This is a genomic window from Moellerella wisconsensis ATCC 35017 (assembly GCF_001294465.1).
Lineage (GTDB): Bacteria > Pseudomonadota > Gammaproteobacteria > Enterobacterales > Enterobacteriaceae > Moellerella > Moellerella wisconsensis.
In genome coordinates this window covers 13880-36109 of the sequence record NZ_LGAA01000017.1, presented here as the reverse complement: position 1 = coordinate 36109, position 22230 = coordinate 13880, and the positions used below count along the sequence as shown (strand labels likewise).

General features: G+C 44.3%; 18 protein-coding genes. 2 read left to right on the top strand and 16 right to left on the bottom strand.

The window, feature by feature from the left end:
• Positions 1-3: 3 nt before the first annotated feature.
• From menH to M992_RS08110, 3 genes are all read right to left on the bottom strand, one after another.
• The gene (menH, locus tag M992_RS08120; RefSeq protein WP_053908081.1) at positions 4-768 is read right to left on the bottom strand and encodes a 2-succinyl-6-hydroxy-2,4-cyclohexadiene-1-carboxylate synthase; all 765 of its coding nucleotides are present in this window, start codon (positions 766-768) and stop codon (positions 4-6) included.
• Positions 768-2441 carry a 2-succinyl-5-enolpyruvyl-6-hydroxy-3-cyclohexene-1-carboxylic-acid synthase gene (gene menD, locus M992_RS08115; protein WP_053908090.1) on the bottom strand — a complete coding sequence of 558 codons (1674 nt, stop codon included), beginning with the start codon at positions 2439-2441 and terminating at the stop codon, positions 768-770. Before menD ends, menH begins: the two co-directional genes overlap by 1 nt.
• Positions 2442-2770: 329 nt before the next feature.
• Positions 2771-4096 carry an isochorismate synthase gene (locus M992_RS08110; RefSeq protein WP_053908089.1) on the bottom strand — a complete coding sequence of 442 codons (1326 nt, stop codon included), beginning with the start codon at positions 4094-4096 and terminating at the stop codon, positions 2771-2773.
• Between the two features lie 267 nt (positions 4097-4363).
• On the opposite strand from M992_RS08110, the gene M992_RS08105 reads away from it, so the two are divergent.
• Positions 4364-5572, top strand: a complete 1209-nt coding sequence (locus M992_RS08105) for an alpha-xenorhabdolysin family binary toxin subunit A (protein ID WP_053908080.1) — start codon at positions 4364-4366, stop codon at positions 5570-5572.
• A 22-nt stretch (positions 5573-5594) separates the two neighbouring features.
• Entirely contained in the window at positions 5595-6632 is a 1038-nt protein-coding gene (locus M992_RS08100; RefSeq protein ID WP_053908079.1) for an alpha-xenorhabdolysin family binary toxin subunit B, read from the top strand.
• Between the two features lie 290 nt (positions 6633-6922).
• Here the strand turns inward: M992_RS08100 and nuoN are convergent, their stop codons facing one another.
• The 13 genes from nuoN to M992_RS08035 all read right to left on the bottom strand — a co-directional run bounded on the left by nuoN (position 6923) and on the right by M992_RS08035 (position 21927).
• Positions 6923-8380, bottom strand: a complete 1458-nt coding sequence (gene nuoN, locus M992_RS08095; RefSeq protein ID WP_053908078.1) for an NADH-quinone oxidoreductase subunit NuoN — start codon at positions 8378-8380, stop codon at positions 6923-6925.
• A gap of 6 nt (positions 8381-8386) precedes the next feature.
• Positions 8387-9907 carry an NADH-quinone oxidoreductase subunit M gene (gene nuoM / locus M992_RS08090; RefSeq protein WP_053908077.1) on the bottom strand — a complete coding sequence of 507 codons (1521 nt, stop codon included), beginning with the start codon at positions 9905-9907 and terminating at the stop codon, positions 8387-8389.
• A 19-nt stretch (positions 9908-9926) separates the two neighbouring features.
• Positions 9927-11777: an NADH-quinone oxidoreductase subunit L gene (nuoL, locus tag M992_RS08085; protein ID WP_047257016.1), complete on the bottom strand. Its 1851-nt coding sequence runs from the start codon at positions 11775-11777 to the stop codon at positions 9927-9929.
• A complete protein-coding gene (nuoK, locus tag M992_RS08080) occupies positions 11774-12076 on the bottom strand; it encodes an NADH-quinone oxidoreductase subunit NuoK (protein WP_047257017.1) in 303 nt (100 codons plus the stop codon). Before nuoK ends, nuoL begins: the two co-directional genes overlap by 4 nt.
• Positions 12073-12615, bottom strand: coding sequence for an NADH-quinone oxidoreductase subunit J (nuoJ, locus tag M992_RS08075; RefSeq protein ID WP_053908076.1), 543 nt, complete (start codon positions 12613-12615; stop codon positions 12073-12075). The genes nuoK and nuoJ overlap by 4 nt, the downstream gene beginning before the upstream one ends.
• A gap of 12 nt (positions 12616-12627) precedes the next feature.
• Positions 12628-13170, bottom strand: coding sequence for an NADH-quinone oxidoreductase subunit NuoI (gene nuoI, locus M992_RS08070; RefSeq protein ID WP_047257019.1), 543 nt, complete (start codon positions 13168-13170; stop codon positions 12628-12630).
• Between the two features lie 14 nt (positions 13171-13184).
• On the bottom strand, positions 13185-14162 hold the full coding sequence (nuoH, locus tag M992_RS08065; protein WP_053908075.1) for an NADH-quinone oxidoreductase subunit NuoH: 978 nt from the start codon (positions 14160-14162) through the stop codon (positions 13185-13187).
• Positions 14162-16894 carry an NADH-quinone oxidoreductase subunit NuoG gene (gene nuoG / locus M992_RS08060; protein WP_053908074.1) on the bottom strand — a complete coding sequence of 911 codons (2733 nt, stop codon included), beginning with the start codon at positions 16892-16894 and terminating at the stop codon, positions 14162-14164. Before nuoG ends, nuoH begins: the two co-directional genes overlap by 1 nt.
• Before the next feature lie 112 nt (positions 16895-17006).
• Positions 17007-18368, bottom strand: a complete 1362-nt coding sequence (nuoF, locus tag M992_RS08055; protein WP_047257022.1) for an NADH-quinone oxidoreductase subunit NuoF — start codon at positions 18366-18368, stop codon at positions 17007-17009.
• Positions 18365-18913 carry an NADH-quinone oxidoreductase subunit NuoE gene (nuoE, locus tag M992_RS08050; protein WP_047257023.1) on the bottom strand — a complete coding sequence of 183 codons (549 nt, stop codon included), beginning with the start codon at positions 18911-18913 and terminating at the stop codon, positions 18365-18367. Before nuoE ends, nuoF begins: the two co-directional genes overlap by 4 nt.
• Positions 18914-18915: 2 nt before the next feature.
• A complete protein-coding gene (gene nuoC / locus M992_RS08045) occupies positions 18916-20715 on the bottom strand; it encodes an NADH-quinone oxidoreductase subunit C/D (RefSeq protein ID WP_187120216.1) in 1800 nt (599 codons plus the stop codon).
• Between the two features lie 75 nt (positions 20716-20790).
• Positions 20791-21465 carry a NuoB/complex I 20 kDa subunit family protein gene (locus tag M992_RS08040; RefSeq protein ID WP_047257025.1) on the bottom strand — a complete coding sequence of 225 codons (675 nt, stop codon included), beginning with the start codon at positions 21463-21465 and terminating at the stop codon, positions 20791-20793.
• Positions 21466-21483: 18 nt separating this feature from the next.
• Positions 21484-21927 carry an NADH-quinone oxidoreductase subunit A gene (locus M992_RS08035; protein ID WP_053908073.1) on the bottom strand — a complete coding sequence of 148 codons (444 nt, stop codon included), beginning with the start codon at positions 21925-21927 and terminating at the stop codon, positions 21484-21486.
• Between the last annotated feature and the right edge of the window lie 303 nt (positions 21928-22230).

Genomic DNA, 22230 nt, shown 5'->3' with positions numbered 1-22230 from the left:
CCTTTAACCACAATGTGATAAAAATTGGTGTATTGCATCAGCAAATGCATTCGGAGAAGCCTGATGGGCGTTATGACCCGCCTCAGGAATTAAATCCATCGGTAAGGCATATTGTTGTGCTAACCGGCGAAATTTTTGATCATGTTCACCGCATAAATAGAGTAAGGGGCAATCTATGCGCTGTAATTTATCGGCCATAAATGGCTGATGAGCCAACGAGGTAGCCTCTAGCATATCCGCAATAGCCTGGGGATTATTATGACTACGCAAAGCAATAAGCTGTTGACGCTGTTGGTCATTTAATTGACTAAACACCGCTTGACGATACCAATCGTCTAAAACTTGGCTGAATGTCTGATGGCGAAAACGTTCGGCCCAATAATGATCATTAATAGAGCGCTGCCGTTTTTCTGAAAGATCAGTTAATCCGACATTTCCCCCTTCAATGATCAGCCCTTTTAGCCCTGAAGGCCGTGAATAACAAGCGTGATACATTGCCAAACGACCGCCTAATGAGTAGCCAATCAAGTAATAATCTTCAATCTGATACTGCGCCAAAGTCGCATTTATGAGCGAGCTTACTGGTGCAAATCCGGTACAACTAATATTTACCGATTGCCCATGCCCCGGTAAATCTAATGCCAGCGAAGGATAATCTTTAAGCTGATTAATAATGGGCAGCCATTCGGTACTGTCTCCGAGTAACCCGTGCAGCCACACCAACCACGGCCCTGATTGGTGGCGATGAAATAAGCGTGCCGCCAGCATTATAGATTAGCCATCTGATTAACGAGCTGTTTTAAGGTTTGCGCACCGTGATCACCCTCGACACATAATTCCACCAGTAAACAGCCGTGTTGATTATGCCAAAATTGTTCAATTGTTGTTTTTAATGATAACCAATCTGATGGCTGGCAATATTGCAGGCCAAACATAGCCGCCGCATGGGAAAACTCGACATTTTGTGGCATACAATAAAAACGCTGGCGCTGGTCATCAGGCGTGGGTAGCATTGAAAATATTTGTCCGCCATTATTATTAACTACAATTAACACTGTAGGCGCCGAAGGTTGACGCAGTAATGCTAAGCTATTGAGATCATACAACGCTGATAAATCCCCCACGATACTTAGGGTTGGCAATGTAGTCGCCCGCTGCACACCGGCAGTCGTCGAAATCAGCCCGTCAATACCACTGGCACCTCGATTACTGTAAACTGGATAGCCTTTTGGTAATTGGCAAAAAGCATCAATCAGACGCACTATCAAGCTGTTGCCAACAAATAGCTGCCCACGTGGCGGCAATAATTCATTTAGCTGATGGGCAACGCCAGCTTCTGAGAATTGTTCGGCTAATTGCTGAGCCGTCAATTGATAAGCATACTGTGCAATTTGATTCAATTCAGTACACCACGGATCACGACGCTGAGGTGAATGCGCTTCTAGCCAGCCACCAATTGAGCAAGTTAATTTGCGCCCTTGATGCTGGGCAGGATCCAGCCGACCGGGTGTGCTATCAACAATCCAATATTCTTCTGGAGTACATTGAGCTTGCCATTGCAATAATCGTTTACCGGTTAAACTGGCTCCAAACTGGATAACCAACTGTGCCTGTTGCAAGAGTGCTTGCGCCTGTGGATTATTGAGCCATAAATCGGCACACGGTAAGGGTTGCCCGGTTTGCGACAACACGTCACTTAATAGCGGCCAACCGAGTTGTTCCGCCCAGAGAGCCACTTTTTCGCCCTCTTCGGCACTCATTCTGCCGGCAACCACAACACCGCGCTTTTGCCGCCAAAAGTACCAATCCGAAATATAGGCTACGCTAAGATTTAATGGTTCACTTAACCATGGAAGATTTGAATTCCACCAGTTACCTAGCTCGGCATGCCACTCATAATCGCCCTCGGTATCACCATACAGAGGCTCAGCAAACGGGCAATTAATATGAAAAGCACCGTGATGAAGCTGATTCATGCCATTATCGATAGCACTCACTAGCCAGCGCGCCGAGATATCACGCGCAGGTCGTGGCAGCATTAAACGCTGGGCGGGATGAGAGGCAAAAATATCGGTTTGTCGAATTGCCTGATTCGCACCGCAATCAATTAATTCTGGTGGCCTATCAGCGGTGATAAAAATGACTTTCTCACCAGTCAATCCAGCTTCAATTAATGCCGGATACAAATTTGCGACCGCGGTTCCAGAAGTCACGATAACGCCGACCGGTTCTTTAGTTGCTTTAGCGAGCCCTAAGGCTAAATGTCCGAGTCCACGTTCATCAAAATGGGTATGGCAATGCAGCTTACGGTTCTGCGCGGCTGCCAAGGTGAGTGGCGTTGAACGAGAACCCGGGGCAATACAAATATGCCGCATACCGTGACGAGTCAATGACTCGAGGATCACTTCCGCCCAACGACGATTAAACACACTATTCGGCATACTATTCGACATAAGTCACTCAATTTATTTATGATTATTATAATTTTTGCACTGCATATTAGTTACCTAGTACATCTTATATTCAGTACATTTTTATCTGTAGATTAAAGCCACAACAGAGTTATCACATACAGCCTCATAATATTTCGTTTATATGATCCTGCGTATATTAGTGTAGCCGCCCGGCTAAAAATTTCTTGATCTAGGAACAATTTTCAACGAAATAATTGAAATAAATAAGAAAATAACCTTTTTAATTACGCGGTTATTTTAGTGTTTTAACTCAGGCTAATAAAATAAGTCATACCGCTGAACGGTTATCTTCGCGTCTAAGAATTGTTAAGCAATGAAATTAATCCCGCCGCTTTATTGTCAATTTCTTGCCACTCTTGTTCAGGGCATGAATCGCTGACAATCCCCGCGCCAGAATATAAATAGATATGATGGCCATTAATTTCAGCGCAGCGTAATGACACGGCAAACTCACTTTTATTAGAACTAATATAACCGCCACTGCCGGCATACCAACGGCGCTCAAACGGTTCATGCTCTGTCACAAACTGACGGGCAATTGTACGCGGTAATCCAGAGACTGCCGCTGTTGGCTGCAAGCGATTCAGACAATCGCTATCCGATGCTGAAAATAACACCGCATTAATTGAACGCCGTAAATGCTGGACTTTGCGTAACCGGATAATTTCCGCGGGAGAAACATCCACTGCAGAAACGCGACCTTGCAGTTGCTGGCAGATATCGTCGACAACAACTAAATTTTCATGTTGATTTTTACTGTCTTCCATTAGCCAGCGAGCATTTTTAGCCGCGATTTGATCATCATCACTGCTAGCTACTGTTCCAGCTAATGCCTCAGTAAGCAACTGTTTCCCCTGACGTAAATATAAACGCTCAGGCGTTGATGAAATAAAACCCTGTTGCTTATCAAAAGCCAGCATAAAATGATAACACTGATGATTAACTTGCTGGCTGGCATATAAAAAATCTGCTACCCCTAATGGCGCTGCCAATGTCAGCGCTGTTTGGCGGGCCATCACCACTTTTTCTAACGGGTCAGTTTGCATTTTAGCAATAGCTAAAGTTAATAAACGGCACCATTCATCATGCTGGGGATGATGCTGCTGCTGTATAATTTGGGTATTCAATGTGTGTATATTAGCCGCCGGCTGCAATGACAATAGAAATTGTTCAGTCGCGGGAATATCTTCCTCGCCAAAGAGCGTCAGAATCAATCGCTGCCCTTGAAGATCACGCTGCCATTCCAAGCGCGGCAGAAAAAAGAACGCGCTATCTTCTGGTGGAGAAGAATAACTGCCACCGATAGCCTCCCAACCATTTAGCCCACAAATACGCATATCGGGATATTGAGGGTTCTCTAATAGGAATATTTCTCCCTCTTGCACCGAGTTAAATTTTTTTCCTAGACCCAGTGCAGCACTTTCTTCATTGCCACAACGGGTTGCCCAATAGAATTGAGGAAAACACGGTTGTGCAGCTAGCCAATTGAGCCCAGAGAAATCAGCATCTGGTCTTACTGAATAAACTAATCTAGTTATTTCTTTTGGCGCTAATGACAACGTTGGTAGCAGGCATAGCAATTGAGTGATGATATTTTCAACACTGTTATTTCCATTATTTATTTTATCGGTAGCTGTTTTTTTACCGCGTATATTCTCAGCACTCTGATTGCTCACTTACCAGCCTCACTCACTACATCACTGATTTAAGGAATAGATGATTATACGATTCAATAGAAAATATTAAAGCATTGATTATTTATATTAATTAAACATTCTCGGTATCCACGACAGTTTATGCTAAAAAGAAATCTCGCTAACGGCGAAGTATTGTTAAGAATTAAGAGCGGTATATTTTATTAACCTTTGTTACCTACTGGATAAAAATCTATGAATACTGAACTCGTCCATGATAAAGAAATAGACAGAAAAACTATTCCCTCTGAAACATTAAAGCTATTGAGTATGTCTGACTCTCTGGTTAGTCGAAAGCCGGGAATATTTACTATTGAGGATTTAATAAATATAAAAAAATATATTAACTTTAGTTTACTTTTACCTATTAAACATAAAGATATGGTTTTTGATACAAAAATCAGTCAGAAAAATACCCTCCCCATAAAAATATCTGAACTTATCGATTTATTTATTAAAATCAGACAACATGCATTGAGCTGGAATAATGTTGAATATCAAGTTAAACAACAATCAATCGATTTAGAACTTACCGGTAGAAATATTACAATGACTGGCAATCAATTAATTGATTACATTAATCAAATGCCTTTATTAGAACGAATAAGCCAACGTATTGAGGAACTAGACATTTCCAATATTGAACTCATTGGATTTTCGTCTGATGATTATATTATCGCCAATGAACTAGTTAATATTTTAGAGTTAATTAAAGATGATATTATTCTTCAATCAAAAAAAACCACGGTTGTTAGAAATACAGTCGCCGATTTTAGAACATATATAATTGGTGGTAATCTATCTAATGAACAACAGATAGATTCTTTATTATTTGCCACTCGAAAAATAAAACAACAATTAGAGGATATTATTGATAGTAATGATACACATCATTTATTAAATCAAATTGAATTAAAAAAAGATGAAGTTAGTCAGTTAGAACAAGAATATAGCCATTATGTTAAATTGGCATTTACTGGTTTAGCAGGTGGTATTATTGGCCTAATTATTACTGGTAGTATTTTTGGCGATAAAGCTGAAAAAATTAGAGCGAGGAAAAATATACTATTAAATGAAATTATTGCTCTTGAAGAACAAATTAATATTGATAAAAAATTAAATGGATTATTATCTAATATAACAGTTCGTCTACAACATATGGACAGTTATTTTCGTGATGCGCGGCTAGCTTTAGATCATCTTGATTACATGTGGCAGACTATTCTGGCTGAAATCAATGATTCAATAGCCAAATTTAAAACTATTAATAATAGTCACTTATTGGCTCAATTCACTATTCAGCTCAAGAAAATTATTTTATCTTGGGATGCAGTCACCGATTATTCTCAACATTTAATCTTATTATTTGAACATAAAAATATAAATCCTCTCTCGCCAATATAAAATTTATTTTATCGGAGTAAATATGTCAGAAAATAATTTTCTACCTTCGACCTTAGAACCTATTGATATTTTTAATTTTAGAATGAGCGCTAATAGCATTAGTCAATTAATTCAACACAAGTCAGATTATAACCCTGATATCTATCAACGACTAATACGAATTAACCATAATAGCCAACGGTTAAATGAACATATTCGCTATTCATTACCCATCGTAACCGCTAACATTAGTAAACTTACGTTTAATGATACAATAAATATTTATCAAGAAATAGATGAACAACTAATTAGTAATACTAATCAGCAACAGATAAATGAATTGAATAACGCAAAAGAGCAATTAAAACAAGGTATTCATTATGATATTAATGAGTTAATATCAATTATTAAATTTATTATCAAAAAGCAAATTAAATATAATGATAATATTAGTGGCTATCAGCTCACTCAAGATATCGAGAAAATTAATCTGCGTTATCAACGTAAAAAAAATAATTTACAGGAGTTAATTACTGAAAAGCAAACTCAATTAAAGCAGGCAATAGAAAAAATCGATGTAATAATAGCTGCTGAAGAAATTATTATTCGCCGAAAATTAAAATCTTTATTTGAACAAAGTTTACCTAGTTCAGAAAAATTATCCTCACTATCTATTCCAAGTAATGAAATAGAAATTCTAAAAATGACATTATCATTTTTATCAGAATTTATTGATGTAATAGATTCTGGATTGGAGTTTAGTCTATTAGTTAATGCACGAATTATTCTTGCCGAAAAGCGAATTACCCTAGTTTTAGCTTTACAAACATTAACCTATAGACTTAATTCATTGACGAGTAAACTGGCATTGTCTGATGACATTAATCAGATTAACCAAAAAAGAAAATATATTTACCAACAATCACAAAATTTATGCCTTATTTGGCAATATTATAGTGACCAATTAACCATAGCCTTACATCACTCAGAATTTATACCGCAATTGACGCTTACTTTGCAGAAATTTAGCGCATATATTGATAATTTAGCTTACCACTATAATCGGTTATTGACAGATTAACCCTGATTACAGCCCATTAAGCCATAGGATTAATCGATTGAACTATCATCGATTGAACTATAATTAATTAAACTATAATCGATATCTTAAATAATCGGATTTAGGTGAGGTTAAAATATCAGCGATATCTTTATGATCTTATCTGGCGGAGATTTCGATTAGCGATAAAATTAAAGGCTCCCGATCATTGTTACTCTAACAATCGGGAGCCTTTTAATTACTAGAAATAGCCTGAAAAAGTATCGCTAATTCTTGTGACTACATTCTAATTTCATTATAAATTTTGCAAATTAGAAACTCATCAGTGCTTGTGCTGCATAATCTAATAATGGTTGTGGCCAAACGCCCAGCAACACAACCATAATCGCGCAAATAACAGCAACCACCGTGCCTAAAGTAGCTTTATTTGGGCCTGTGTAACGGTCAGCATGTTGCGCATCACGGCTATATAAACTCGCCATAAAACGCAGATAATAATATAGACCTATCGCACTACCCACCACTACCGCACCAGTCAACCACCATAAATCAGCATTGACACCGGAGATGATGACATAGAATTTACCAATAAATCCTAAGGTAATGGGTACCCCAGCTAACGAGAGCATCATCACCGTCATGACCGTCGCTAATACTGGCTTATGCCAGAATAAGCCGCGATAAGCGCTGAAATCATCCTGATCGTCGCCACGGTATGGGCTAGAAATAATACTCGTCACCCCAAAGGCACCTAAGCTGGCAAACAAATAACCGGTTAAATAAATCGCTACGGTTATCTGAGAAGCAATAGGATCGGCACGTAAAGCAACTAACGCTACCAATAAATACCCCATGTGGGAGATAGAAGAGTAACCCAGTAAACGTTTGATATTTTTTTGCGATAATGCCAGCAAGTTACCAAATAGAATCGATGCAATAGCGATTACACTAATTACGATTGATAACGTTTGGCTATCTGCGGCTGGTGCTTCATAAAATAAACGCATCAGTACCGCAAAAATACCAATCTTACTGCCGGTTGCCAAGAACCCAGCCACAGGCGCAGGTGCCCCCTGATAAACATCGGGAGTCCATAATTGGAACGGAAATAGCGATAATTTAAAACCAATCCCGACGATCATCATCCCCAAGCCAATCAAAATCAATGGCTGGTGGATAGTACTATCAGCGAGGCTTTTGCCGAGGCCGACAAAGCTCATATCACCAGATTCAGCATACAGTAACGCCATACCGAACAGCAGGAATGACGAAGCTGCGGCGGATAACAGCATATATTTGATAGCCGCTTCCAAAGAACGACGCTGCTGGAAAGCATAACCAACTAAGCCAAATAATGGCAGAGAGATTAATTCAATCCCGATAAACAGCGTGGCAAGATGATTGGCCATGGATAACAACACGCCACCCGCTACGGCTATCGCCAGTAGCAAATGAAATTCATCTTTATTATCCGGATAACCTTCTAGCCATTGGAAAGCATAAATCGACGTAGCTATGCCGGCCAAAAGGACTAAGGCGGAATAGAACAGCGTATAACCATCAATATGCACCAAACCGGTGACATCAATTGGGATAAGATTGTTAACGAAAATCAGTGATACCAGCGCGACAACGAAGCCGAACACGGTCACAGAAGCACTGGTTAAGTGATCGCGTCGCCACGCAATGGACAGCATCACAACCACCACCGTCAATCCGACGATCAACAGCGGTAACAGCGCGATCAGTTGTTGAGGAGTTATTGTCATGGCGAATTACAGCCTTAATGTTGAAAGTGAAGCCGAATACAGGTTTTGCAAGGTTTCCATCGCACCCGCTGAAGTATCCAGTACAGGTTGCGGATAAAAGCCGAGAATAACCAGTAATATAGCCAGAGTAATTAACACGCCGAACTCACGCGCTGATAACCCTTTAAATTCCTTCTCAGATTTTGGTGTTCCATAATATGTTTGCTGCATCATCCACAATGAGTAGACAGACGCAAACACCACACCAAATACCATAAGACAAGTCACCACGGTAAACTGACTGAAGGTACCAAAGAAAATCAGGAATTCACCGATAAAGTTACCGGTTCCCGGCATACCCAGTGTGGCGGCAGCAAAGAACAAAGATAACCCAGGTAACCATTTAATCCGTTTCCATAAACCGCCCATCATACGCATATCGCGCGTCTGAGTTCGTTCATATAACTGACCGCTGATAATAATCAATGCCGCGCCAGAAAGGCCGTTAGTGATCATCTGCAGTACGGCGCCTTGATAAGCCAACGCAGATCCTGCATAAATCGCTACGGTTACAAACCCCATGTGCGATAAACTACTGTAAGCGGCTAAACGCTTGATATCAGTCTGTTTAAATGCCAACCATGCACCATAGAAAATACTAATTACGCCCAACGCCATGGCTATGGGTGTAAATGTAATCGAGGCTTCAGGAAACAGTGGCAGCGTAAAACGTAACAAACCGTACGCGGCTGTTTTCAGCATAATACCAGAAATATCTACCGAACCAGCGGTTGGCGATTGTTCCTGTGTATCGGCCATCCAACCATGGAATGGTACCAATGGCATTTTTACCGCGAAAGCAATAAAGAAGCCCAGCATTAACATAAACTGTACCGTTGGCGACATTGCCGTGCCTAACAGCTGGTTATAGTTAAAGGTCCAAACATCACTAGTGCGGAAATGGACAATCGCTAGACCAACAATCGAGATAAGCATGATCAAGCCACTGGCTTGGGTATAAATAAAGAACTTAGTCGCTGCGTTAATGTGCTTTCTGTTTTCAGAGCCTTTATGGCCCCAATTAGCAATCAGGAAGTACATCGGTATCAGCATCATTTCCCAGAAGAAGAAAAAGAGAAATAAATCGACAGCCAGGAAAATTCCCATCACACCAGCCAAGATCCACAGCAGGTTAAAGTGATAAGCGCCCTGATTCGGTTGGTTTTCACTCCATGAACTGAGAACAGAGAAGATCCCCATCACCGCAGTCAAAACCACCATTAACAGTGATAAGCCATCAACAGCCAGTTGAATGTTTATGCCCAGCGTAGGGATCCATGGCATGAAGAACTCTTCTTGCCAGATAGGTGCTCCCTGAGGGTTCACTAATGAGTAATCCCCTGTCAGCCATAGCTGAACGGAGAAAATAAGCGTTAATCCCATCGTAGCCAGCGCTATCCAACGTGGAGCGCGATGGCTAAATCGGTCAGCCTGCCAGCTCAGCAGGCCTCCGATGAAGGGAATAAGTATTAGCCAAGGTAATAGCATGGCGCAATGTGTCCCTTAATTAAACCAAAAGCAGCAGAGCTAAGATGAGCACTGCACCCAGCCCCATAGAGGCGATATACCAACGGATTTGACCATTCTCACTGACAGCCAGCCCTTTGTTTGCCCAACGGGACAAATGTGCAGGCAGGTTCATCAATGAATTCACCGGATCGCTTTCCAATAACCAAGCAGCCCCTTTGAATGGTTTAACAAAAATAACGTCATACAGCCAGTCAAAGCCCCAGCCGTGGAACCACAGCCCTGAGAACATCCGACCAAGCAAACTTTTTGCAATTCCATTGACCAGTTTACGGTTACCTAAGTACAGGAAGGCAACCACCAGTAAACCTGCAATCGCCAAGCCACCGGAGATAGTTTCTAATACTGTTTTACCCGCCTCATGAGCGTGCGAATTCACTGGGAATACGCCTTCAAGTGGCTGATGAATAAACAGAGCGCCAACAAAGGTAGCTAATACAGCTAACACAGTTAACGGTAATTTTTGGGTTATACCATTAATAGGCTGCGTTTTGATTTTTGCTTCGCCATGGAACGCGATGAAAATCATACGGAAAGTATACATTGCCGTCATAAACGCACCAACCAAACCGGCCCATTTCAGGATTTGCTGACCATCAATCGCCGCGCCCCACAAAATATCATCTTTACTGTAGAAGCCTGAAGTGACCAGAGGTAATGCCGCAAGTGCGCTACCACCGACAATCATACAGACATAAATAAACGGAATCTGCTTGCGCAAGCCGCCCATTTTAAAGATATTTTGTTCATGGTGGCAGGCAATAATCACCGAGCCCGCAGACAAGAACAGCAATGCTTTAAAGAACGCATGTGTCATTAAGTGGAAAATCGCTGCATCCCATGCTTGCACGCCCAATGCCAAGAACATATAGCCTATTTGGCTCATGGTTGAGTAAGCTAACACACGTTTGATATCGGTTTGTACCAGTGCACAGAAACCGGCAAACAGCAACGTTACTGCACCTATAATCCCGACTAAATGTAAGATCTCAGGCGCCATCAAGAACAAGCCATGAGTACGTGCTATCAGATAAACACCGGCAGTAACCATGGTTGCCGCATGGATTAAGGCAGACACTGGGGTCGGCCCCGCCATCGCATCAGCTAACCAAGTTTGTAACGGTAACTGCGCCGATTTACCAACGGCGCCGCCCAAGATCATCAGCGTTGCCCAGTTGATCATCACTGAGCCTTCCGCCAATTTCTGTGGCGCTAAAATAGCCATTTCACGGAAGTTCAACGTGCCTAATTCATTGAATAGGATAAACATACCGATAGCTAAGAATACGTCACCGACACGGGTTACAAAGAAGGCTTTCATCGCCGCTTTGCCGTTGTCTGGATTGGTATAATAAAAACCAATCAACAAATAACTGCACAGCCCTACCCCTTCCCAGCCCATGTACATCAGCATCATGTTATCGGCTAAAACTAACACCACCATGCTGGCAATAAACAGGTTAGTGTAAGCAAAGAAACGAGAATAGCCCTCTTCACCGCGCATATACCATGAGGCGTACATATGGATTAAAAAACCCACGCCAGTCACGATACTCAGCATGGTCAGAGACAGACCATCTAACGCTAAGGTAAAGGGAATATTAAAGCTACCGACCGAAATCCAATGCCACAGCGTTTGGCTATACACATAGCCGCCTTCGCTATTATGAGCAAGAAAGTCAATTCCCGCATTGAGGGTCACTAATGCCGCTAATCCAACCGAACCTATTCCGACAATGGCGGAAACATTTTCTGACCAGCGTCCCCGGGAGAATGCCAGCAGCAAAAATCCCAATAACGGCAGCAGAATGGTTAAATAAAGTAAATTCATCCGCGCATCTCACTGACTTTATCAATATTCAGGTTCTGGCGATGGCGGTGGAGTTGTAACAACAACGCCAAGCCAATACTCGCCTCCGCTGCAGCCAGAGCAATTGCCAGGATATACATCACCTGGCCATCTGGTTGCCCCCAGAAACTCCCAGCGACGACAAAAGCCAACGCAGCAGAGTTAATCATCACTTCCAGTCCGATTAGCATAAACAGCAAGTTACGGCGAATAACAAGGCAACTTAGCCCCATTACAAACAAAATTGCCGCCAAAATCAGACCATGTTGAAGAGGTATCATTTTTGTTCCTCCGCATGACGGTTACTGACGATATCACCGCGTTGGCTTTTATCTTCACGACCAATGTGGAAAGCCACCACTAGACCGGCTAATAATAGCAATGACGCTAACTCGACCGCTAAAACATACGGACCAAATAAGCTGATACCGACCTCTTTCGCGCTGATCATTTCACCGGTAATACCGTGAGTGTAAGACAAGCTGTTGATGCTGTAGATTAAAATTCCTAACAGCACCGCAGAAAGTATTGCCGGTCCAATCCACGCTTTCGGCGTTAACCATGCACGCTCCTGCTCAACAACTGTCTGCCCTAAATTCAGCATCATGACGACGAAGACAAACAGCACCATGATGGCGCCCGCATAGACGATTATCTCCAACGCACCGGCAAAATAAGCGCCAAGCGAGAAGAACACCACGGACAGTGCCAGCAAAGAAACCACCAGATACAGCAGTGCATGCACCGGATTGGTATTGGTTATCACCCTCAGTGTTGCCAAGATGGCCACCAGTCCGGCGATATAAAATGCAAATTCCATGAATATCGCTCCTTACGGCAACAGGTCTTTGACGTTAATCGGTTTGGCTTCGTTATCCGCCTCGCCTTTGTCTTTACCAGCTATCGCCATACCGGATTTACGGTAAAAGTTATAATCTGGATATTTACCCGGGCCTGAGATTAATAAGTTTTCTTTCTCATAGACCAGATCCTGACGTCTCCATTCGCCCATCTCAAAATCCGGTGTTAACTGGATTGCGGTTGTTGGGCAAGCCTCTTCGCATAAGCCACAGAAAATGCAGCGCGAAAAGTTGATACGGAAGAATTCTGGATACCAGCGACCGTCTTCATGCTCGGCTTTTTGTAGCGAAATACAGCCAACTGGGCAGGCAGCCGCACATAAGTTACAAGCAACACAACGCTCTTCACCGTCAGGATCGCGAGTTAACACGATGCGCCCACGATAACGGGGTGGTAGGTAGACCGGTTCTTCCGGATACATTAGCGTTTCGCGCTTCTCGAAGGCATGTAGCCCGACCATCCAAATACTGCGTACCTGGGTGGCGAAACCGACCACTAAATCTTTCAATGTCATGGTTCAATCACCCCTTATTGAGCGTTGCACAAAATTACTGCGGCGGTTACCAACAGGTTTATCAGAGTCAATGGAAGACAGACTTTCCAACCAAATGACATCACCTGATCATAACGCGGACGCGGTAAAGAGGCACGGATCAAGATAAACATCATCATGAAGAACGCCGTCTTAATTGCAAACCAGATAAATGCTGGCAGGAATGGACCATGCCATCCACCAAAGAACAGTGTCACTATCAATGCCGATACGGTCACAATACCGATATATTCACCGACAAAGAACAGACCGAACTTCATACCGGAATATTCAACATGATAACCGTCAGCTAACTCTTGCTCAGCTTCTGGTTGGTCAAAAGGATGACGGTGACACACCGCAACCCCTGCGATAGCAAATGTCAGGAAGCCAAAGAACTGAGGAATAATATTCCACATATGCTCTTGGGAATTGACAATATCTAGCATGTTGAATGAGCCCGCCTGAGCCACAACGCCGAGCAGCGAAATGCCGAGAAACACTTCATAGCTAACGGTTTGCGCTGAGGCACGCATCGCGCCAAGCAATGAATATTTGTTGTTACTGGACCAGCCAGCAAACAGCACCGCATACACCGCTAGACCGGCCATCATCAGGAAGAATAAAATCCCGATATTTAAATCAGCCACATACCATGTTGGGCTAACCGGAACGATAGCAAAAGCCAAAAAGAGCGAACAAAACGCAATCACTGGTGCCAACGTAAAGATTCTTTTGTCGGCAAATTTAGGGATCCAGTCCTCTTTAAACAGCATTTTGAACATATCGGCTACTAGCTGTCCCATACCGAATGGACCCACACGGTTCGGGCCATATCGATTCTGGAATAATCCCAGAATACGACGCTCCCCGAGACTCATATAAGCACCACAGGTGACGACGACTAACAGAATCACGACTGATTTCAAGATTGAGATCAGCACTTCCATTACCGCCGGAGATAACCAATCCATCATGCAACACCTCGCAGGTTATTCACTGATATACCCGCCATTACAGGAGCGATACCCGGCATTCCCAGTGGCAGACCAATTTGTCCCTGAGCAAGATGGGCACTGATGCGCACCGACAAACGATACGCTTGTCCAGCATGGCTAAATTCCGCCATTGCGCCCGGCGTCATTCCCAAGGTTTGAGCGTCTGATTGACTTAACATCACATACGGTTCTGGCATCCGTTGTTGGATAACCTCGGCACGTTGAGACATTTCGTCGCTGCCAAATAAATGGTAATAAGGCGCAACAATCCACTCGGATTCTTTTGGCTGGTAGGCCGCTGGGATCGTCGTGAAATAGCCGATATTGCCATCTTGACCGTCAAATAAACGCACACCAGGATCGCCAAAGCGTAAATGCCCACCGACTTCAGTTTGGAATTTATTCCATGCCTGTGGTGAGTTCCAGCCTGGTGCCCAAGCAAATGGAATTTGCTGACGTGGCGCGGTTGGGCTGTTATTTCCTTCCATAGAGAAAGCAAAGGCAGTGTCTTTATCTTGTGGCTGACGTTGCTCATGCACACTCACATTTGCCAGCATTGAGGTGCGGCCACTGTAGCGATGCGGTGAACGTGCCAGTTTTTGCCCACGAATACGGAATGAAGCTTTTGGTGCTGCATCGACAATCGGTGCAAATTGCGGTAATGCAGCCACACAATCAGCAATAACATCATCGAGTTGAGACCAATCAATTTCGCGCATCTGTGCTTCTGTTTGCAGCGAATGCAACCAACGCCAGCTTTCGTTCATCACAATCGAGTGATCGTAAAAACTGGGGTCGAAAACTTGGAAATAACGTTGTGCACGACCTTCCTGATTGACTAATGTTCCGTCGCTCTCGGCAAAACTCGCCGCAGGTAAGATAAGGTCAGCCTTATCCATAATCGCGGTACGTTGATGATCAGCGACAATTAACTGTTTCAATTTAGTCAGTGCCGAATCAATCGCTTTGACGCTACCGTGACGGTATAAATCATTTTCCATCACAATCGCGGTATCTACCGCACCGGATTCTATCTGTGCTAAGGCGCTATCCAGTGGTTCGGCATTCATCATGGCTAAACCAAAACTGTTAGCATGAGGCGCGATATAAGACAGCCCAACCTGATTACCCTTGGCTTTTAAAGCCAAAGCCACGTTGGCGGCAGCTTGAATAATCGCGTCACTGGCGGCGTGACTACCACTAATAATTAATGGTTTTTTAGCGCTGGCTAACGCTTGAGCAACAATCTCTACTTTAGCGCTTAACTCAGCGGAAAGCCCATCAACCGCCGGTGCTTCGCCATTAATCGCATGCGCAATCGCAAAACCAAAACGGGCTTGATCGTCAACAGCCGCACGGTAATTAAAGGCCGCCACATCGTCCAAACGCGTATCATCAACGTGAGTCACAAACAGCGGATATTTAGCTCGCTGGCCAATGTTCATCACTGCCGCGATTTGCCAGTCTGCCACTTTTTGGGCTGCTGCCATTTCACGCGCTTTACCTTTCACGGCTTGACGAACCGATAACGCCATACGTGCGCCGGTTTGAGTTAAATCTTCACCCAGCACCAGTACCGCATCATAGCCTTCGATTTCACGCAGATTCGGCGTATAAACGCCACCTTTTTGCAGCAGATTAAGCATTAGCTCTAAGCGACCTTGCTCAGCCGCAGATAGGCCGGAATAGAAATTCTCAGCGCCGACCAGAGCACGCAGTGCGTAGTTACTTTCAATGCTGGCGCGGGGTGAACCGATACCAATCACTTTTTGTGCTTGGTTTAGGATTTGCGCACCACTGCGCATCGCATCGACCGCAGAGAGAACTTGCTGTACGCCGTCTTTTATTAACAGCGGCTGACGCGGACGATCTTTGCGATTGACATAGCCATAACCAAAACGACCACGGTCGCAAAGGAAATACTGGTTTACCGAACCGTTAAAACGGTTTTCGATACGACGTAATTCACCATAACGCTCGCCCGGGCTGGTATTACAACCCAAACTGCATTGCTGGCAAACGCCCGGTGCAAACTGCATATCCCATTTACGGTTGTAACGCTCAGAATGGGTTTTATCGGTAAAGACCCCAGTAGGACAAACTTCTACTAAGTTACCGGAAAACTCACTTTCTAAGGTTCCGTCTTCAGGACGACCAAAATAGATATAATTATGCGCGCCATAGACACCTAAATCGGTACCGTCGGCATAATCTTTGTAATAACGCACGCAGCGATAACAGGCAATACAGCGGTTCATTTCATGACTAATGAATGGGCCGAGATCCTGATTAAGATGTGTACGTTTGGTAAAACGATATTTACGCATGGTATGACCGGTCATCACTGTCATATCCTGCAAATGACAATTACCGCCTTCCTCACAGACTGGGCAGTCGTGTGGGTGGTTGGTCATTAGCCATTCAACTACGCTCTCGCGGAACATTTTGGCTTCTTCATCATCAATAGAAATGAAGGTGCCATCTGCCGCAGGCGTCATACAAGACATTACCAGTCGACCGCGAGTGTCTTCTGCGTTTTGGTATTGCTTAACCGCACACTGGCGGCAAGCGCCAACGCTTCCCAGCGCCGGATGCCAGCAAAAATAAGGAATATCCAGCCCTAATGACAGGCAGGCTTGTAACAGGTTATCAGCCCCGTTTACATCATATTCTTTGCCGTCTACATGTATTGTAGCCATAGTCAGCATGCTTCCCAAAGGCCCGCATTTCGGCAGGCGTTAATCAAAAATTCTCACTTCGTGACCAACCTGTCGGAGAACCGACAGTGGGTGTTGTTACCAGTGATAGTTACTAGTATTGTTACCAGCGTTGCTTCAGCAAATTAGGCTGAATCCCCGCGATACTGCTTAAATTACGCAGATCTTGTTGCGAGATACCGGCTTCAAATTCATCACGAAAATATTTGATGGCGCTCTGTAGCGGTTCAACCGCTCCCGGAGCATGGGCACAAAAGGTTTTACCCGGCCCTAAAAAGCGACACAGCTGCTCAAGAGTTTCAATGTCTCCCGGCTGCCCTTCACCGCGCTCCAGTGCCTGAAGAATTTTCACGCTCCACGGCAAACCATCACGGCAAGGTGTACACCAGCCACACGATTCCCGCGCGAAAAATTGCTCCAAATTGCGCACTAACGAAACCATATTGACTTCGTTATCTACGGCCATCGCTAAGGCAGTCCCTAAACGACTGCCAGCCTTACCGATCGATTCAAAATCCATCGGTAAATCTAGATGATCGTTAGTCAAGAAGTCGGTCCCGGCACCTCCCGGTTGCCATGCTTTCAGGGTAAACCCATCGCGCATTCCGCCGGCATAATCTTCCAACACTTCACGCGCCGTCGTTCCGAAAGGCAGCTCCCACAGGCCCGGATTTTTTACCCGTCCAGAGAAGCCCATTAATTTGGTGCCCGCATCTTTACTTTTACCTGCGCTTAAGTCGATATACCACTGTGAACCGTGTTCCAAAATCGAGGGAACGTTACAGATAGTTTCTACATTATTAACGCACGTCGGTTTGCCCCAAGCACCTGAGGTTGCTGGGAATGGCGGCTTAGAACGTGGATTAGCACGACGACCTTCGAGCGAGTTGATTAATGCGGTTTCTTCACCGCAAATATAACGGCCCGCACCGGTATGGACAAACAGCTCAAAATCAAATCCTGAACCTAAAATATTTTTGCCCAATAAACCTGCGGCTTTGGCTTCTTCAATCGCTCGGCGTAAATGGCGTGCAGCATCAACATATTCCCCACGTAGGAAAATATAACCGCGATAGGCTTTCAGGGCATAAGCCCCAATCAGCATGCCTTCAATCAATAGATGGGGCAATTGTTCCATCAATAAACGGTCTTTATAGGTGCCCGGTTCCATTTCATCGGCGTTACATAAGAAATAACGCAAATTCATGCTTTCGTCTTTGGGCATTAAGCTCCATTTCAGCCCCGTGGAGAAGCCTGCGCCTCCCCGCCCTTTTAGGCCGGCGTCTTTTACTAATGAGGTAACCTCATCCGGTGCCATACCTTTTAAGGCGCGCTCTGCACCTTTGTAACCGTTTGTGCTGCGGTATTCATCCAACCAAACTGGTTGATGGTCGTCACGCAAACGCCATGTCAGAGGATGGTTTTCCGCAGTACGGATAACTTGCTTCACTCCGGATACTGTCATGGATACTGCTCCAATAACGTTTTGATATTTTCAGGCTTGACGTAACTGTGTGTATCATCATCAATCATCATCGTTGGCCCTTTATCACAGTTACCCAAACAGCAGGTCGGCAATAAAGTAAAACGACCGTCAGCAGTGGTTTGCCCCGGACGAATATTCAGCTGGTTGATAATTTCGGCTTCAAGCCCCTGATAACCTGTGATATGGCAAACAACACTGTCACAATAGCGAATAATATGACGGCCAACAGGTTGACGGAAAATCTGGCTGTAAAATGTTGCTACCCCTTCCACATCACTGGCAGGGATCCCCAACGCATCGGCGATGGCATAAATCGCACCATCTTCTACCCAGCCACGTTGTTTTTGCACAATTTTCAGTGCTTCAATCGATGCCGCGCGCGGATCTTCATAGTGATGTTTTTCATGTTCGATAGCGTCACGCTCTTCGACACTCAGCTCAAAAGTAGGTTTGGCTGGTGGTTCGTACACGTTAACCACATCAAGATGGGCGGGCTGATTGTTAGCGTTAAATTCATTCGGCATTGTTAGCGGTCCACATCAGACATTACAAAATCGATACTGCCCAGATAGACGATAAGGTCAGATACTAGGCTACCCCTGATAACAGCAGGAATTTGCTGCAAATGCGCGTAACTCGGCGTACGAATACGGGTCCGATAGCTCATTGTGCTGCCATCGCTGGTCAGATAATAACTGTTGATCCCTTTGGTCGCTTCGACCATCTGGAATGATTCATTTGCAGGCATTACCGGCCCCCAAGACACTTGCAAGAAGTGGTTGATCAGCGTTTCAATATGCTGCAATGTGCGCTCTTTTGGCGGCGGAGTAGTCAATGGATGATCGGCCTTAAATGGCCCTTCAGGCATGTTCTTCAGGCACTGCTCAAGAATACGAATACTTTGACGCAGCTCTTCCACTTTCAGCATCACGCGGTCATAACAGTCACCGTTATGGCCTACTGGCACTTCAAAATCGAAGTTTTCATAACCAGAATAAGGACGCCATTTACGCACATCGAACTCAATACCTGTCGCACGTAATCCGGCGCCAGTTACGCCCCACTCCAGAGCCTCTTTCGAGTTATACGCAGCTACGCCAACCGAACGACCTTTCAAGATGGAGTTTTTCAGCGCAGAAGTCACATAAGACTCAAGGCGTTTTGGTAGCCAATCGAGCAATTCGCGCAGCAGTTTATCCCAGCCGTGCGGTAAATCATGCGCTACACCACCAATACGGAACCACGCAGGATGCATACGGAAGCCAGTAATCGCCTCAACCACGTTGTACACTTTTTGACGGTCAGTAAACGCAAAGAATACCGGCGTCATCGCACCAACGTCTTGAATGAAGGTACTGATATACAACAAGTGACTGTTAATGCGGAACAACTCAGAGAGCATGACGCGAATGGTTTTAACGCGATCAGGAACTTCGATGCCAGCCAGTTTTTCGACCGCCAAAATATAAGGCATCTCATTGACACAGCCACCGAGGTATTCAATACGGTCGGTGTATGGGATATAGCTGTGCCATGATTGACGCTCACCCATTTTCTCAGCACCACGATGGTGGTAGCCGATATCTGGTACACAATCGACAATTTCTTCGCCATCAAGCTGAAGAATAATGCGGAAAGCACCATGAGAAGAGGGATGGTTAGGCCCCAAGTTTAGGAACATGAAATCTTCATTTTCATTGCCCCGTGCCATGCCCCACTCTTCTGGCTTAAAGGTTAACGCCTCCATTTCCAACGCTTCTTTCTCTTTTGTTAAGACAAAAGGATCGAACTCGGTAGCACGCGCGGGATAATCTTTACGCAGCGGATGACCTTCCCAATTAGGAGACATCAATAAGCGGCGTAAATTTGGGTGCCCTTGGAAGGTGATACCAAACATATCCCACACTTCTCGCTCATACCAATTGGCATTCGGGAACAGTGAAGTAATAGAAGGCACATTGAGATCTCTTTCGCACAGTGCGACTTTTAACATCAGGTCGCGATTACGCTCGATAGAGGTCAAATGATAAAAAACAGAAAAGTCTGCTTCAGGTAGGCCTTGTCTATGGATACGCTGACGTTCATCCGTCCCGTGCATATCGAATAACATGACATACGGTTTAGGCAGTCTTTTAAGAAAATCGATTATTGATAATAACTGTTCGCGTTTCACCCAGACTACTGGCATGCCAGTACGGGTGGCCTGAACAGAAAAGGCATCCGGGCCAAATTGATTGCGCAGTTCCAAAATCACAGGATCATCGAGGTGTTCCTGCGTTTGCCATGCTGGCTTGGTACCGTTTTGCGCTATCTGATCTGTCATCATTCTTCACCACAACGCTTGATCAGGTTTATTGTGACCGCAACACATTGCTCTGGTTACGCTGAATGGCTATAAGCCTTAAATTTCGTCTGGTGTCCGCAGATTAGTCACTGCGATACGCTCGCCGTGCTTTCTGTCTCTTTCTGACTGCATGTTGGCACGATAGACACCTTGATCGCCGACCACCCAAGACAATGGGCGACGTTCTTTACCAATAGACTCTTGCAGCAATAATAGTGCCTGCATATAAGCTTCTGGTCGTGGTGGGCAGCCCGGAATATAAACATCAACCGGGATAAATTTATCAACACCCTGCACCACAGAATAAATATCGTACATTCCACCTGAATTCGCACATGCTCCCATCGAAATAACCCATTTAGGTTCAAGCATCTGATCATAAAGACGCTGGATAACCGGAGCCATTTTGGTGAAACATGTTCCAGCAACCACCATGAAATCGGCTTGGCGTGGAGAGGCACGTAATACTTCTGCACCGAAACGTGCAACGTCGTGCACCGCAGTGAATGAAGTAACCATTTCCACATAACAACATGAAAGACCGAAGTTATATGGCCATAAAGAGTTCTTACGACCCCAGTTAACCACATCGTGCAATGCATGAGACAGCTTGCCCATGTAGATATTACGACTAATATCTTGCTCCAGCGGATCGCCGACGATTTCCTGAGTTTGCAGGGGGTAACGGTCATTCTCCCCGTTAGGATCTATGCGGGTAAGCGTATAATCCATTGTTTAATGCCTCGCTTTTTACTGCGGATGATTATTGTTGGTTTTGATAACTTCGCTCGGACCATCGACGTGACGGCGTGAACGAATTGGGGTCCAATCTAGTGCACCTATGCGTACTAAATAAAACAGCCCAGCCAACAACACCAGAATAAAAATAGTAGCTTCAATAAAGCCCAGCCAGCCTACTTCACGAATGGATACAGCCCACGCGTATAGGAATAAAGCTTCTATATCGAAGATAACGAAGAACATGGCAACCAAATAAAACTTGGCTGACATACGAAGACGGGCACTCCCTACGGAATCGATTCCTGACTCATAAGGGACATGTTTAGCTCTTGCTTTAGACCGGCCACCTAGGAAATGCCCAGCAGTGAGCATAAAAGCACATAGGGCGAGAGTCCCGATAAGGAAAATCGCAAATGCCCAGTGATGGGCTAACGCTTCAATTGATGTCGACATATTCGTTGCTTACTCGTTAAAAATGGTGCCAGTAATTCTGCTCTTATAATATAACGGCAGTGTTACACCATAATTTGCCCAGTTAATTGAGAAAAATAATCAAAAAGGAACAATTCCCACCAAAAGCAGGCTGAAAGATCCTTGTTGGCTTTCCTCCCCATACGGCTATTTTGCTTAATTGAGACAAAATAAACGCAATTTCTTTACAAAGAAAATACAGTCCATTAACAAAAACTATCTTAAAACAGCTAAAACGTGTCAGTCTGACTAAAAGCCTATCAACACAGCATATAGTCTAACTGA